The organism is Sporolactobacillus sp. PKPK-6, from assembly GCF_056678885.1.
On the sequence record NZ_JBWXPA010000003.1, the window covers coordinates 172,999 to 187,040 of the forward strand.

Below are 14,042 nucleotides of genomic sequence, written 5' to 3' on the forward strand. Positions count from 1 at the left end.
GCTTTATTAATTTTTCTTCAATTTTCTCGCAATGACATTACCCAGTGATTGGATAATCTGAACAATGACAATCAAGATAATAATAACCGCGTACATTACATCCGGTTGGAATCGCACATAGCCGAACTGGTACGCCAAGTCACCAAGTCCTCCGGCACCGACAAATCCGGCCATCGCTGTTTCGCCGATCAATCCGATCACCGCAATCGTTAGACCGAGAATGATCGATGAACGTGCTTCACGAATAATGACATGCCAGATAATTTTCGGGGTGGAAATACCCATGGACTGATACGCTTCAATGATGCCTTTGCTGACCTCAAGCATTGCTGTTTCCAAAAGTCGAGCAATGTACGGTGCACATGCAACGACGAGCGGAACAATAACACCTTTCACACCAATCGTCGTACCAACCAATGTCTTCGTAAACGGAAGCAGGAAGAAGAGCAGGATAATGAACGGAATCGATCGAATGACGTTAATTAATGAGTTCACGATCGTGAAAACCGCAACATTGTCCCATTGTCCGCCTTTCCGTGTCAGAACCAGCAGCACGCCAAGCGGCAGCCCGATCAGAATTGAAAAAGCGAGTGAAATCAGCGTCATCTGTGTGGTCTGGATGAACCCTTCCCAAATTGCGCTGCCCCATTCATTGATAAAGTCTGCCATTAGTCCTTCACCTCTTCCACAAGAACATCCTGATCCCGAAGAAAGCCGATCGCCGTCTCAATTTTTGCCTTATCGCCTTTCAAATGGACGAGCAGCTTGCCGACCGACTGATTCTTCAATTGATCAATGCCGCCGGCAATAATACTTGGCAAGACATCATACTGCTTAGCAAGTGTCGCTAGTACCGGATCCTTCGATGATTCTCCTAAGAAGGTCAGTTTGACCAATCGGCCCGATTTAAGTAAATCGTTCTTCACCGAGTCCGGAATCTGAAACTTGGATTCCGTGCTGATGAATTGCTTGGTCATCGGCTGCTGCGGTTGCGTAAACACATCGACAACCGAACCTTGTTCCACAATTCTGCCGTCTTCCATAACGGCCACACGATCACAAATACGCTGAATAACGTTCAGCTCATGAGTGATCAGGAAAATAGTAATGCCCAGTTCCTTATTGACCTTGAGCAATAATTCAAGAATTGCCTCGGTTGTATTCGGATCCAGTGCACTCGTTGCCTCATCGCTGAGCAGCACTTCCGGTTCATGAGCGAGCGCGCGGGCAATGGCCACACGCTGTTTTTGGCCTCCGGATAATTGGCTCGGAAAAGCACTCTGCCGATCTGACAATCCGACAATCTCTAAGTACTTTTCGGTGCGCTTCTTAATTTCTTCTTTCGGCACGCCTTCCAATTTTAGCGGCGTTGCAACATTGTCATAGACATTCGCTGTCTCAAGCAAATTGTAACCTTGAAAAATCATACCGATTTTACGTCTTAATTGCCGCAAGCCTTTTTTATTCAGCTCCAAAACATCCTGATCATCGACAAACACCTGCCCGTTTGTTGGCCGCTCAAGCAGGTTTACACAACGGATCAGTGTACTCTTTCCGGCACCGCTGAAACCGATAACACCAAAAATTTCACCTTTGTTTACCTCAAGGGAAACGTCCTTCAAGGCCTCAATCTTGTTCTTTCCAACACGAAACGTTTTTGACACATGCTGTAATTTAATCAAGATGCTTCCTCCTTACCAAGCAGGAACTACGGAACCGCCAAACTGTTTCTTAATGTATGCTTTGACTTCCTTCGATTGATAGTATTTCTTCAGCTGCTTGACTACTTTATCATTCTTATTATCGGTACGGACAACAAAATAGTTAGGGTACGGGTTGTTTTCAAGCGGTTCATGGAAAATAGAATCCTTCAACACTGTAAGACCTGCGCCCATCGCAAAGTTGGTATTAATTGCGGATGCAGTAACTTCACCAAGTTGTGCCGGAAGCTGTGCGGCATCCAATTCGATAATCTTCAGATGTTTGGGATTGCTGACCACGTCGCGTTTCGTTGATGTAATCCCAGCACCCTTCTTCAGTTTAATAACGCCGGCCTTCTCAAATAATTGCAAAGCGCGGAGCTCGTTAGCCGGGTCATTCGGTACTGCAATCTTGTCGCCGTCTTTCAAATCTTTAAGACTTTTAATTTTTTTCGAGTAGATCCCCATTGGAAAGGCCACGGTTTTGAACACATCAGTAATTTTATAGTTTTTATTTTTAATCTGATCCTTGAGGAATGGGAGCGTCTGGTAGCTGTTCGCATCCAGATCTTTATCGTTCAGTGCAATATTCGGCTGATTGTAATCGTTGAATACTTTCAATTTAATTGTCAATCCGTCTTTTTTCGCCAACTTAACGACTTGTTCCATTACTTGTTGGTGAGGACCGCCGGTCACACCGACCGTAATTTCCTTTTCACTCAATTCCTTTGAAGAACTATTGCCGCAAGCGGCCAAAACAAAAATTAAAGAAAATGCTAAAAACGCTGAGATAACTGCAGTAATCTTTTTCAATGTTTGCTTCCTCCTGTTTGTATATAAGAATACTCTGATTTCTAACCGAAGGCTTTTCCAATCATCCAGTTTTCCTAATTTATGAAGAGCTCGGAACTAATAAAGGCTTCCCTCGAGAAGAGAGAAGCCTGATCCGTTCATATCTTCTCTTATCTCTCAAAATCCAAATGGATTCTGCAGGAATTGGCACCTAAATTTTCATTTGGTTGCCGGGTTTCATCGGGCCAGTCCCTCCGCCGCTCTGGATAAGAAGTATTCAATTGGTTAGTGATACGATTGTACCGCGAAATCGCGAATGTGTCAAAACTTTGTCGTTAAGTTCCATATAGTTCCACAAACAAGCTGCTATTCTTAATTACTTAGCCGATTCAACGGTTGTCGCGTAACCTTTTGGGTGGCTGCTGTGCCAAGCCCAGGCATCGGCAAGTATTTCAGGAATGTTCGTGTGTTTCGGGTTCCAACCAAGCACACGCTTTGCCTTTTCAGGGGAAGCGATCAGCGTGCTCGGATCTCCCGCACGTCTTGGAGCCAGTTCAGCAGGAATAGCCTCTCCGGTAACTTTTCTTGCCGCCTCAATAATTTCCTTAACCGAAAATCCTTCACTTGAGCCAAGGTTGAATACATCACTCTTGCCGCCGTCAAACAGATAGCGAAGTGCCAGGCGATGTGCGGCGATCAGATCCTCAATGTGCACATAATCACGGACGCAGGTCCCATCTTTGGTTGCATAATCATCGCCGAAAATGGAGATATGGTCACGCTCACCGGCAGCAACCTGGAGAACAATCGGAATTAAGTGTGTTTCCGGATGGTGATCCTCCCCAATTGATCCGCCTTTACTTGCGCCGGCAACATTGAAGTAACGAAGGGCAACAAATCGCATGCCATACGCACGATCACACCATTTCATCATCTTTTCCATTGTAAGCTTGGTTTCGCCGTATGGATTGGTCGGCTGCGTCGGCATGTCTTCGGTAATCGGAACAACTTCCGGTTCGCCGTATGTTGCCGCAGTTGAAGAAAATACGATGTGTTTCACGTTATTATCGTTCATAACTTCCAAAAGAATTTGCATCCCGTAGACATTATTATTGAAATACTTCAGCGGCTTCTCAACCGATTCGCCGACTAAAGAATTGGCGGCAAAATGAATGACGCCTTTAATATTTTCTTTCTTAAATACAGAATCCAAGAACGTCTTGTCGCGAATATCTCCTTGATAAAATTTTGCGTTCGGATGAAGTGCATCCTTATGACCGGTCTGCAAGTTGTCGACAACAACCACATCCTCGCCGGCATCGATGAGTTGATAAACCGCGTGCGAACCAATGTATCCGGCGCCGCCCAATACTAAAATAGCCATAAAAAACCCCTTCTCATTGTCTTCTTTTGTCTACCATTTTCCACCTTATTGAAAAGCTTGACAAGCCCTATTCATCCGCATTTTTGAATTGAATCATCACTGACGTCTTTAATGCCCGCTCAAGATGTTTTTTATGTCTTTGTGCAGCTTGTTCTTCAAAATAGGCATCATCATGATAATAGGCAGTCAACTGAAGCTGCTTTTTCTTCGTCTGTTTGAGCGTTAATCGATTGACGACATGCAATTTTGTACGATCGAAATCATGTGCGAGACGCAACACAGCGCCGAGTGTCTCATACAGTTTCATGTCTTCTTTGGTTGCCATTTGCTGGAACGACTTGGCAAAGTCGCTGAGATTCGACCGATTCTTAAACGAAGCGATCAGCGCTACAGCCAGGCGGTCGCGGTGGCTGATCCCATTAATGTTCATATTAGTCAGTAAATAAAAGGTTTGTGCACTGCTGGATTCATTATTTATAAATTCCCCTAAATAAGCAAGATCCGCGCTATGCGAAAGCAACCAGGCAATGCGTTCCTCTGAATCGTCTCCTTTGAATAAATCCAATATGCCATCCAAGATTTGAAACGCTAATTTCTTCACATACGCAGTATGACGGCTGTCCAAATTAAAATTGCGCCGCAGCTGCCGCAGGCTTTCATTCAAAACATACGGGATACGCTCTTCATTCCTTTGTTTGAGCACCCATTCATAGAATACGCCTTCGCGCAACCCCTCTCCGCTCAACATAAACCTGTCTCCGCGATTCAGTTTCACAAGCAGATTAATAACCGCCGATGCAGGCAAAATAATATCCGACCGGTCTTTTGAGAGTCCGTCCATACTCTCACGTTCCTCAAGTGTCATCGAAGCCAATTTCTCTTTCAACTGATTTAGACGCTCACGCGGAATTGTATATTGATGGAGCCCCACCAATGGGTAATGTTCCTGGATCTGGTCAATACGCGCTAAATTTCTGGCGGTTCCCCCTATACCAATAATAGGAAGCTCATTGCCGCACAACCACTCAAGCGATGCGAATTCTTTCTTTATATAAGCCTCTAGTCGGTCTCCTGCATATGGATCATTGTCTTTGTAGAAGGTCTGGTACAGAGTGACAGCACCAAATGAAAAGGAGTGAGAATGGATCAGCCGGCGTCTCCTGAACATGGTAACCTCCGTACTGCCTCCACCAATATCAATCGTGATCCCGTTCTCTACATAAGTTGAATTAACGACTGCGAAATAGCCGTAATAGGCTTCCTTCATCCCTGAAAGAAGTCGAACATTGAGCCCGGTTTCATCGTAAACACACTTCAGCACTTCTTCACGATTTCTCGCTTTACGCATAGCAGCCGTGGCAAAAGCGTCAACAACGCTGACCCCTTGTTCATGTTCAATGATAAACTGAAATCTTTTTAGCACGTCCAAAAGGATGGACACGCCTTTATTGCTTAATTGATCATTTTCATCTATGTAGTTGCTTAATCGTGCGACGGTTTTAAAATTCAGCAGTTCTTTAGAAAAATAATCCTGATCAACGCCAATAATTACAAGTCGAATGGAATTCGATCCGATGTCAATGATTGCATGCTTTTGCAAAATACTCAAAACGTTCCCTCCCCCGCCTGTCCGTCGTGCCGTGCAAAAACAATTTTTTCTTGCAAACAACACCCTCTACTCAAAAGTATAACTTAAAAAAGACAAACTGCAAAAGCATGCCGTACCGTGACTGGAAACTATTTTGTTTGATCTTTGATTATTTTTGAAACATCAGGAAGTTCTGAGAGATCAAAACCATTTGCTTTCAAGTGATTCTCAATTGATCGAGTCATTTGCTTTAGAATGGCAATGCGGGCATACCATTTGCTATTGGCAGGGATAATATGCCAATGCGCCGCGGCTGTATCAGTTTTATCAAACATTTCTTCGGCTGCAGTCACATAGTGCTCCCATTTTTCACGATTTCGCCAATCCTCATCCGTGATTTTCCACTTTTTTAGCGGATCAGATTCACGTTTTTTAAAACGTTTGTATTGTTCCGCTTTATCAATGTGCAGCCAGAATTTATCGATCATGTAGCGATCATTCGTCAATTCTTTTTCAAATTCGTTAATTTCTTGAAAAGCACGTTTCCATTCTTTAGGTTCTGCCAACTGTTCAACGCGCTCGACGAGAACACGACCGTACCAGGATCGATCAAAAATCGCGATCTGACCATATTGAGGAATCTTTCTCCAGAAGCGCTGCATGTAATGGTACCGTTTCTCATGAGGCGCGGGTGCCGCAATTGGCCAGACACGAACCCCTCGCGGATCAAGATTCGCCACCGCTCGTTTAATCGCACCGCCTTTCCCTGCTGCGTCCCAGCCTTCGAAGACAAAAATCACACCTAAATTATGTTCGAGCAGCAGATGCTGCATCGACAACAACTTCAATTGGTACTTGGCTAACTTCTTTTCATAAGTATCCTTGCTGACAATTTCTTTTTGCAAATTTACTCCATCTAAACGGCCGCTTTTCATGTTACCCTCTCCTTTATCTGTAATTGCTTTAGGATATGGTATTCACTGTCTTTATATCCTTTTATTCGCTTCGTGCCTGCTGGAACTGACTTAAATGATGAAAGGCATAATTATTTAAAATACGTTCACACTACTTCTTGACGGAAACGTCAAAAACCAAAAAGAAAGCTGTGAGCATCGTGAGTTTTAAAGATGAAAAAGGTAAAAAAGCTGCAAAGCAATTTAATGAAGAATTTGCCGAACCGCTTGATGAACATTCTGTAGAAGAAAGAGAACGTGCACAACGTACCGGTGACCATGCGGATTCGAAAAATTATGCTGAAAACTTTGATCAGAATAAAGATCAAAATCATAACAACCGCTAATCACTAAAAAAGAACGGAACCCTAAGTAAAAAGGGTTCCGTTCTTTTCTTATTTTGCTGGCGTTTATGAACACAAACTTCAGCGAAGCTTTAATTTTTAAAGGAATGAATCGGTGCCGGAATTCTGCCGCCTCGTGCGATAAAATCGGCTGATGAATTGCGGTTCACATCCATAACCGGAGCATATCCGAGCAGCCCGCCAAATTCAACCGTATCGCCAACCGATTTACCAAGAGCAGGAATTACGCGTACCGCCGTCGTTTTATTGTTAATGACACCAATCGCTGCTTCATCAGCAATCATCGCAGAAATCGTTTCTGCCGGTGTATCTCCGGGAATTGCAATCATATCAAGCCCAACAGAACAAACAGCCGTCATGGCTTCAAGTTTCTCTAAATTGAGAGCACCTCGTTCAACAGCGTGTATCATTCCGGCATCTTCAGAGACAGGAATGAATGCGCCGCTCAAACCGCCGACGTGACTGCACGCCATAACGCCGCCTTTTTTTACTGCATCATTCAACAACGCCAATGCAGCTGTAGTTCCATGCGTACCAACCGACTCCAGTCCCATTTCTTCAAGAATATGAGCAACTGAATCACCGACTGCCGGTGTCGGGGCCAAAGACAAATCGACAATACCGAAGGGTACACCGAGTCGAGTCGACGCCTCATGCCCGACCAACTGGCCCATCCGTGTAATCTTGAACGCAATTTTTTTAATCGTTTCAGATACGACATCAAATGGCTGACCTTTCACCTTCTCAAGTGCCCGTTTCACAACACCAGGGCCGCTCACACCGACATTAAGAACACAGTCCTCTTCGCCGACTCCATGAAAAGCTCCTGCCATGAATGGATTATCTTCGACGGCATTCGCAAAGATAACCAGCTTTGCGCAGCCCAGACCTTGCTGATCCTTTGTACGTTCAGCCGTTTCCTTGACGATGCCGCCCATTTGTTTCACCGCATCCATATTGATACCGGAGCGCGTTGATCCGACATTAACTGACGAGCAGACAAAATCGGTGGTTGCAAGTGCCTCAGGAATAGATCGAATTAATTTGCGATCGCCCGACGTGTAACCCTTCTGAACAAGCGCACTGAATCCACCGACAAAATTAACGCCTGTCGTCTTTGCCGCCTTGTCCAAAGTTTGAGCAAAAGCCGTATAATTCTCATCCTGCGTGGCCCCTGCCACAAGTGAAATAGGTGTAACAGAAATACGCTTGTGAATAATCGGGATGCCAAACTCATCGGAGATTGCTTCTCCTGTTTCTACCAGTTTTTCCGCCTGTCGTGTAATCTTGTCGTAGATTTTTGCTCTGGCTTTCGCTCCATCGCCATCAATGCAGTCCAAAAGCGAAATGCCCATCGTGATCGTCCGGATATCCAATTTTTCTTCTTCAATCATCCGAATGGTTTCAAGTATTTGTTTCGTTTCCATTATTTTTCGATATCCTCCAGCTTATAGACTGTGCATTGATGTAAAAATTTCTTCACGCTGAATTTTGATCTGAACGCCAAGCTCTGTTCCTTTATCAGCAAGTGACTTTTTCATATCGCCGAAGCTGCTCTCCGCCTCAGTTAAATCAAGAATCATCATCATGGTAAAATAGCCGTTCATAATGGTTTGTGAAACATCGAGAATATTCACATGAAGTTCAGCAAGCTTACCGCTGACGCCGGCAATAATACCTACGTTATCCTTGCCGATTACTGTTAAAATTGCCTTCACTTTTGCCACTCCTTGTTGTTTGTCTTGATTTATCTTTTTTAATATCAAAATTGGATGATGACTGTATTATTTTCAAGTGGACCTTAGTGCCATTATCTCAAGAAAATCGCTCGATGCAAGTGAATCATGAACATTGACAAAAAGAATCCATTCTTATAAGATTAGTTATGGTTTTTAAAGCGCTTTTGCGGGTGTAGTTTAATGGTAAAATTAGAGCTTCCCAAGCTCTCGTCGTGGGTTCGATTCCCATCACCCGCTTTAACTTCATTCAGCAACCTTTGAGAGCGATGTACTCGCTCTCTTTTTTGTGCAGTAAAAGTCAAATGCTGGTCACCTTGCCGAACTTGCTCAGATGTTCGATGCGGTTATAATCAATGATTTTCCATGAATTGCCGGCAGTAGCGATATGACTAATACACGTGTTAAACAGCTTTGTTTTTCCAGTCCCGATTTCTCCGCCGGACAGCAGAGCCAGAATAACATTGATCAGACCGCCATGTGCGACAAGCAGCACAGGCTGATCAGGAAAGCTCTGTTTAACCGTGGATAGCCCGCGAATGACACGTTTCCTGACCATCTCTATAGGTTCCATTCCGGGAATGACCCCATCCGGAAAGTGTTCGTCACGTTCCGAGATCGTCATGCCGGATGCTTTTCCATACGCTTTCTCAATGAAATCGGCATTTTCAATAAGAGGCAATTTCCCCGTAAAGTTATTTATAATCTCGGCAGTTTGCTTCGCACGGAGCAATGGACTCGTCACAACAGCCGAAAACTTGGCTGACTGCAGAAATTTCCCAACCATTTCAGCCTGCTTTCTCCCTCGTTCATTAAGCGGTATGTCTTCGCGTCCTTGCAGCTTTCCCATTGCATTCCAGTCGGTTTCTCCATGCCTGACCAGGCAAATTGTCGTCATGATCAAACCTCCAAATTGTTCTTCTGATTTTCAACGATGCAGTGACATAAGGAACTTTTTGCTGCACGTTTTATTGGTCTTAGTCTTTATTATAACGAAAAATTATTTCCCGTGTCGTGCGTTTTCGAATCTTTCTGTACAATTATTCATAGAGCAGCATTATTTGTGATAATCGAAACAAAAAAAGCAAGGAGGAACCTCCTATGCATCAGAAAACAGAAAACAGAAAAAAAATCACGGGGACGCTATACGATTCCTGCGATCCGGAATTGGTTGCAGACTGCGTGTGTGCCCGAGAACGTGTCTGTACATTTAATTCATCGCTCGTTACAGAACGTGAACGGCGAATTGTGCTTCTTAAGGAACTTTTTGGAACGACGGGCGACAGAATTTATATTGAACCAACCTTTCATTGCAATTATGGGTATAACATTCATGTCGGTGACCATTTTTATGCCAATTTTGACTGCGTGATTCTCGACTGTGCACCGGTCGTAATCGGTCATCATTGTTTGCATGCATCCGGTGTACATATCTATAGCCGGTCACCCGCTAATCCCCATTCATCTCACTTCTGGTTCATTAATCCTTCCGGTCCTTCATTAAGTAAAGGGTAAAATAAGCGGAGTTTTTCCGTTTATTTATCAGATAGGGCGCCTAACTCGATTGCCCACCAAAAAGCGCAAATTGTGATTCTTTCTCTTATGACCTTATCGTTGTACATCAAGGTAAAATGCTAAACGTTCTTTACCTATAAATTAAAGAGGCAGCCGCATGGTCGAAAAACGACCGATGAGACTGCCTCTCTTTTTGCTTTGATGACCAGCAGATTATCTCTGCCCTTTTATATACGGAACGCCGTCCGCCTTTGGTGCTTCAGCGCGACCCACGAATCCGGTAAGTACAATCAATGTCAGGACATATGGTGCCGTCAGCATAACGACCGAAGGCAAGCGATCTAAATATGGGATCTGCTGACCGGTTATGCTGAGTGCTTGTGCAAACCCGAAGAACATGGATGCACCCATGGCTCCAATCGGATGCCATTTACCAAAAACAAGAGCAGCCAGCGCTAAGAACCCTTGTCCGGCAATCGTTGTCACATTGTAGTTGGACGTGATCGTCACAAGATATACGGCACCGCCGATACCGCCGAACACACCGCTCAGTGCAACACCGATGTAGCGCATTTTGCTTACATTAATACCTAGGGTGTCCGCCGCTGCCGGATGTTCGCCGACAGATCGCAGACGCAAGCCAAATGGCGTCTTAAAGATGATAAACCAAACCAAAACCGAAACAAGGATGGCCAAATAAGACGTGTAGGTCACTTGCTGAAAGAAGATCGGTCCGATAAATGGAATCTTCGCCAAGCCGGGAATGCTGATTTTATCAATATTGTGTGTAATATATGGTGTTTGTCCTTTTCCGTCATAGATCATTTTCACAAGAAAGATTGTAAGACCGGCAGCCAGAAAGTTGAGTGCCACACCGCTGACCGTCTGATCCGCACGGAATGAAATGGAAACAACTGCATGGATCAACGAAAAAATTCCTCCTGCAATGGCTGCAATGATGATCGCAATCCACGGCGAGGCATCTCCCAATCCTGCATGCTCCAAACCTAAAGTAGAGATGGCAGCTGTGAAGGCCCCGACTGCCATCAAACCTTCCAATCCGATATTGACAACTCCGGAACGTTCAGAGAAAACGCCGCCCAATGACGTAAAAATCAGCGGGGCAGCCGTAAGCAGTGTCGAAGGAATAATAATCGTCAAAACTTCAAAAAAGCTCATTATTATTTATGCCCCTTTCTCGATAGACGGCCGAACGCCCACTTGATCACATAACCGGAGCCGACAAAGAAAATAATCAAAGCGATGATAATCTGGATCAGTTCAACAGGAACTCCGGCATCCGACTGCATCGTCAAGCCGCCGGTTTGAAGTCCGGCGAACAGCGCTCCGGAAAGTACGACACCAACCGGTGTATTCAGACCAAGCAGCGCTACGGCGATACCATTAAACCCAATACCTGTAAACGCAGAATTAATGGTCATATATTGATACGTGCCAAGGCCTTCCATAGCACCGCCCAGTCCAGCGAAAATGCCTGATATAGTTAGCGACAGCATAATGTTTCGACTGACATTCATTCCCGCGTATTTCGAAGCATCCGGACTGAAGCCGACGGCACGCAGCTCATACCCCTTTGTTGTTTTCCACAAAATGAACCACATCGCAAACACAGCGATGATGGCAACGACAAACCCCCAATGCAGCCGTGATCCTTGAGTCAGATTAGCAAGAAACGTCGAGGCAAGGGAAGCCGCAGCCGGAATCGTCGGTGTGCGTTCACCTTCTGTATATAAGAAATTTTTAATTAAATACGCCGTCGTATATAATGCAATATAATTCATCATAATTGTTGAAATAACTTCATGTACTTTAAATCGTGCTTTAAGAATTCCGGGAATAAAGCCCCACAATGCCCCCGCGGCACCGCCGGCGATGATCGACATTGGAAGCAAAATAACTTTCGGAAGATGGCCGAAGCAAATAGCACAGGCAACTGAAGCAAACCAGCCGACGAGCAGCTGTCCTTCAACGCCAATGTTGAAGAGACCAGTGCGAAAGGCAAAGGCAACGGCAATTCCGGCAAGCACGAGAGGGATCATTGCCCGAATAGTTTCTCCCCCGTAATAAGGCTGGAGGAAAATAGATTCAATGATTGATTGGTAAGCAAGCACGGGATTATAGCCAATGATCAACATGATCACAGCTCCGCAAAGCAGCCCGAGAATAACAGACACGACAGGAATAAGGAGTGTCATCCAATTGACCTTCTTCAATAAGTTGCTCACGCCTCGCTTCCTCCTTTCTTTCTCCCGGCCATTAGCAAGCCGAGCTCATTCTCATCTGTTTCTTTCGGATTAACAATATCAATAATGTGTCCTTCATAAATAACCGCGATTCGATCACTAAGGCGCAGAATTTCGTCTAATTCAAAGGATACAAGCAAAACGGCTTTGCCTTTTTTCTTTTCTTCTATCAGCTTGCCGTGAATGAATTCAATAGCACCGATATCCAAGCCACGGGTAGGCTGAGCCGCAATTAGTAATTGCGGACTCCGGTCTACCTCTCTAGCGACGATCACCTTTTGCTGATTGCCTCCGGACAATGAACGGGCAAGTGTCTTCTCGCTCGGAGTCCGAACATCAAATTCTTGAATTAATTGTTTCGCTTTTTTCGTGATCACTTTATTATGCAAAATACCTGCTTGAGCATATGGTTTCTTATAGTACGTTTGCAGCACCATATTCTCACCAACCGAGAAGTCCAACACAAGTCCGTGCTTCTGTCGATCCTCAGGAATATAACCCAAGCCAGCTTCGATAATTTTTCTCGTTTTTTGATTGGTCACATCGTCATTGTTGATTTTAATGCTGCCGTCTTTAACCTTTCTCAGGCCCGCAATCGCCTCAATCAACTCAGTCTGTCCATTACCGTCCACACCTGCAATGCCAAGAATTTCTCCTCCGTGAACAGTCAGATTCAGATCCTTGATTACATCAACCTTGCGCGAATCAAGTACATTGAGATGTTCAATTTCCAGAACTTTTTCTTTCGGATCATAAGGAGCATTATTCACCTGAATATTGACCTTTCGTCCAACCATCATGCTGGCCAAATCGCTCGGATTGGTGTCAGAAATGGCTACCGTATCAATATTCTTTCCTCGGCGAATAACCGTGCATCGATCACAGGATTCAAATATTTCCTTTAGTTTGTGTGTGATTAAGATGATGGACTTGCCCTCACCCACTAGCCGCTTCATAATTTCGATCAGTTCTTTAATTTCAAGTGGCGTCAACACAGCAGTCGGTTCGTCAAAAATTAGTATGTCCGACCCTCTGTACAGGGTCTTCAAAATTTCAACACGTTGCTGCATGCCGACCGTAATGTCTTCAACTTTCTTATTTGGGTCAACATCCAATCCGTATCTTTCAGAAAGTTCCTTGACGATCTTTACAGCCTTTGCCATATCGAGAGCCCCATGCTTCTTAGGTTCTCTGCCCAGGATAATATTTTCAGCAACAGTAAACTTGTCAATTAGCATAAAGTGCTGATGAACCATGCCTATGCCGAGCCGAGCTGCATCATTGGGATCGTTAATGAACTCCTTTTTCCCATGAACATAAATTTCCCCTTGGTCAGGCTGATATAACCCGAACAGAACATTCATCAGCGTCGACTTGCCGGCTCCGTTTTCTCCAAACAGCGCATGAATTTCTCCTTCTTGTACCTGAAGGGTGATATCGTCATTGGCCACAATACCGGGAAATTCTTTCCTGATATTCCTCATTTCAATTGCATAGGACATGCCTTAAGTCCCCCATCTCTGAATATGTAAAGAAAAACTTGGTGAAGCCAAGTCCCTGACGCCGGCTGAACCTTAGTTTTTCTTATACTAGTCACCGCTAATCTTTTTTCTTTTATACAATCCTCTTTGTATAAAGAAAAACTTGGTGAAGCCAAGTCTTTGATACTGGCTGAACTTCAACAAGCTTCGACCGCTTATGCTAACTTCCGCTCGTCTTTTAAAATTTTTTTACTCACTTATTAT

Annotated in this window: 14 protein-coding genes, 1 tRNA gene and 1 riboswitch; of the genes, 3 read left to right on the forward strand and 12 right to left on the reverse strand. The window is 44.5% G+C overall.

Annotation, left to right across the window (positions count from 1 at the left end; genetic code table 11):
- Nucleotides 1–6: 6 nt before the first annotated feature.
- The 6 genes from AC1MBV_RS16895 to AC1MBV_RS16920 form a co-directional block, all read right to left on the reverse strand.
- Nucleotides 7–669, reverse strand: coding sequence for a methionine ABC transporter permease (locus AC1MBV_RS16895; protein ID WP_255748827.1), 663 nt, complete (start codon nucleotides 667–669; stop codon nucleotides 7–9).
- On the reverse strand, nucleotides 669–1,682 hold the full coding sequence (locus AC1MBV_RS16900) for a methionine ABC transporter ATP-binding protein (RefSeq protein WP_255748826.1): 1,014 nt from the start codon (nucleotides 1,680–1,682) through the stop codon (nucleotides 669–671). The genes AC1MBV_RS16895 and AC1MBV_RS16900 overlap by 1 nt, the downstream gene beginning before the upstream one ends.
- Before the next feature lie 12 nt (nucleotides 1,683–1,694).
- Complete coding sequence (locus tag AC1MBV_RS16905) at nucleotides 1,695–2,513, reverse strand: MetQ/NlpA family ABC transporter substrate-binding protein (RefSeq protein ID WP_255748825.1); 819 nt, start codon at nucleotides 2,511–2,513, stop codon at nucleotides 1,695–1,697.
- A gap of 146 nt (nucleotides 2,514–2,659) precedes the next feature.
- Nucleotides 2,660–2,765: riboswitch (SAM riboswitch) on the reverse strand.
- A 103-nt stretch (nucleotides 2,766–2,868) separates the two neighbouring features.
- On the reverse strand, nucleotides 2,869–3,876 hold the full coding sequence (galE, locus tag AC1MBV_RS16910) for a UDP-glucose 4-epimerase GalE (protein WP_255748824.1): 1,008 nt from the start codon (nucleotides 3,874–3,876) through the stop codon (nucleotides 2,869–2,871).
- 67 nt (nucleotides 3,877–3,943) lie between these two features.
- Nucleotides 3,944–5,485: a Ppx/GppA phosphatase family protein gene (locus AC1MBV_RS16915; protein ID WP_255748823.1), complete on the reverse strand. Its 1,542-nt coding sequence runs from the start codon at nucleotides 5,483–5,485 to the stop codon at nucleotides 3,944–3,946.
- Between the two features lie 128 nt (nucleotides 5,486–5,613).
- Nucleotides 5,614–6,399 carry a polyphosphate kinase 2 family protein gene (locus AC1MBV_RS16920; RefSeq protein ID WP_255748822.1) on the reverse strand — a complete coding sequence of 262 codons (786 nt, stop codon included), beginning with the start codon at nucleotides 6,397–6,399 and terminating at the stop codon, nucleotides 5,614–5,616.
- A gap of 179 nt (nucleotides 6,400–6,578) precedes the next feature.
- Between AC1MBV_RS16920 and AC1MBV_RS16925 the strand changes: the two genes are divergently transcribed.
- Entirely contained in the window at nucleotides 6,579–6,764 is a 186-nt protein-coding gene (locus AC1MBV_RS16925; RefSeq protein ID WP_255748821.1) for a hypothetical protein, read from the forward strand.
- Nucleotides 6,765–6,853: 89 nt separating this feature from the next.
- On the opposite strand, the gene AC1MBV_RS16930 is transcribed toward AC1MBV_RS16925, so the two are convergent.
- Together AC1MBV_RS16930 and AC1MBV_RS16935 are read right to left on the reverse strand one after the other, a co-directional pair.
- A complete protein-coding gene (locus AC1MBV_RS16930) occupies nucleotides 6,854–8,209 on the reverse strand; it encodes a DUF711 family protein (protein WP_480948847.1) in 1,356 nt (451 codons plus the stop codon).
- Nucleotides 8,210–8,230: 21 nt separating this feature from the next.
- Nucleotides 8,231–8,500: an ACT domain-containing protein gene (locus AC1MBV_RS16935; RefSeq protein WP_480948855.1), complete on the reverse strand. Its 270-nt coding sequence runs from the start codon at nucleotides 8,498–8,500 to the stop codon at nucleotides 8,231–8,233.
- 187 nt (nucleotides 8,501–8,687) lie between these two features.
- Here AC1MBV_RS16935 and AC1MBV_RS16940 point away from each other — a divergent pair.
- Nucleotides 8,688–8,758: transfer RNA gene (locus AC1MBV_RS16940), tRNA-Gly, on the forward strand.
- 61 nt (nucleotides 8,759–8,819) lie between these two features.
- Here the strand turns inward: AC1MBV_RS16940 and AC1MBV_RS16945 are convergent.
- A complete protein-coding gene (locus tag AC1MBV_RS16945) occupies nucleotides 8,820–9,416 on the reverse strand; it encodes a histidine phosphatase family protein (protein WP_480948848.1) in 597 nt (198 codons plus the stop codon).
- Nucleotides 9,417–9,619: 203 nt separating this feature from the next.
- Between AC1MBV_RS16945 and AC1MBV_RS16950 the strand changes: the two genes are divergently transcribed.
- The gene (locus AC1MBV_RS16950) at nucleotides 9,620–10,033 is read left to right on the forward strand and encodes a maltose acetyltransferase domain-containing protein (protein WP_255748817.1); all 414 of its coding nucleotides are present in this window, start codon (nucleotides 9,620–9,622) and stop codon (nucleotides 10,031–10,033) included.
- 213 nt (nucleotides 10,034–10,246) lie between these two features.
- On the opposite strand, the gene AC1MBV_RS16955 is transcribed toward AC1MBV_RS16950, so the two are convergent.
- From AC1MBV_RS16955 to AC1MBV_RS16965, 3 genes are read right to left on the reverse strand one after another with little or no spacing between them, the layout of a single operon-like run.
- Nucleotides 10,247–11,212, reverse strand: a complete 966-nt coding sequence (locus AC1MBV_RS16955; protein WP_255748815.1) for an ABC transporter permease — start codon at nucleotides 11,210–11,212, stop codon at nucleotides 10,247–10,249.
- A 2-nt stretch (nucleotides 11,213–11,214) separates the two neighbouring features.
- Entirely contained in the window at nucleotides 11,215–12,279 is a 1,065-nt protein-coding gene (locus AC1MBV_RS16960) for an ABC transporter permease (RefSeq protein ID WP_480948849.1), read from the reverse strand.
- A complete protein-coding gene (locus tag AC1MBV_RS16965) occupies nucleotides 12,276–13,799 on the reverse strand; it encodes an ABC transporter ATP-binding protein (protein WP_480948850.1) in 1,524 nt (507 codons plus the stop codon). The genes AC1MBV_RS16960 and AC1MBV_RS16965 overlap by 4 nt, the downstream gene beginning before the upstream one ends.
- Nucleotides 13,800–14,042: the final 243 nt, after the last annotated feature.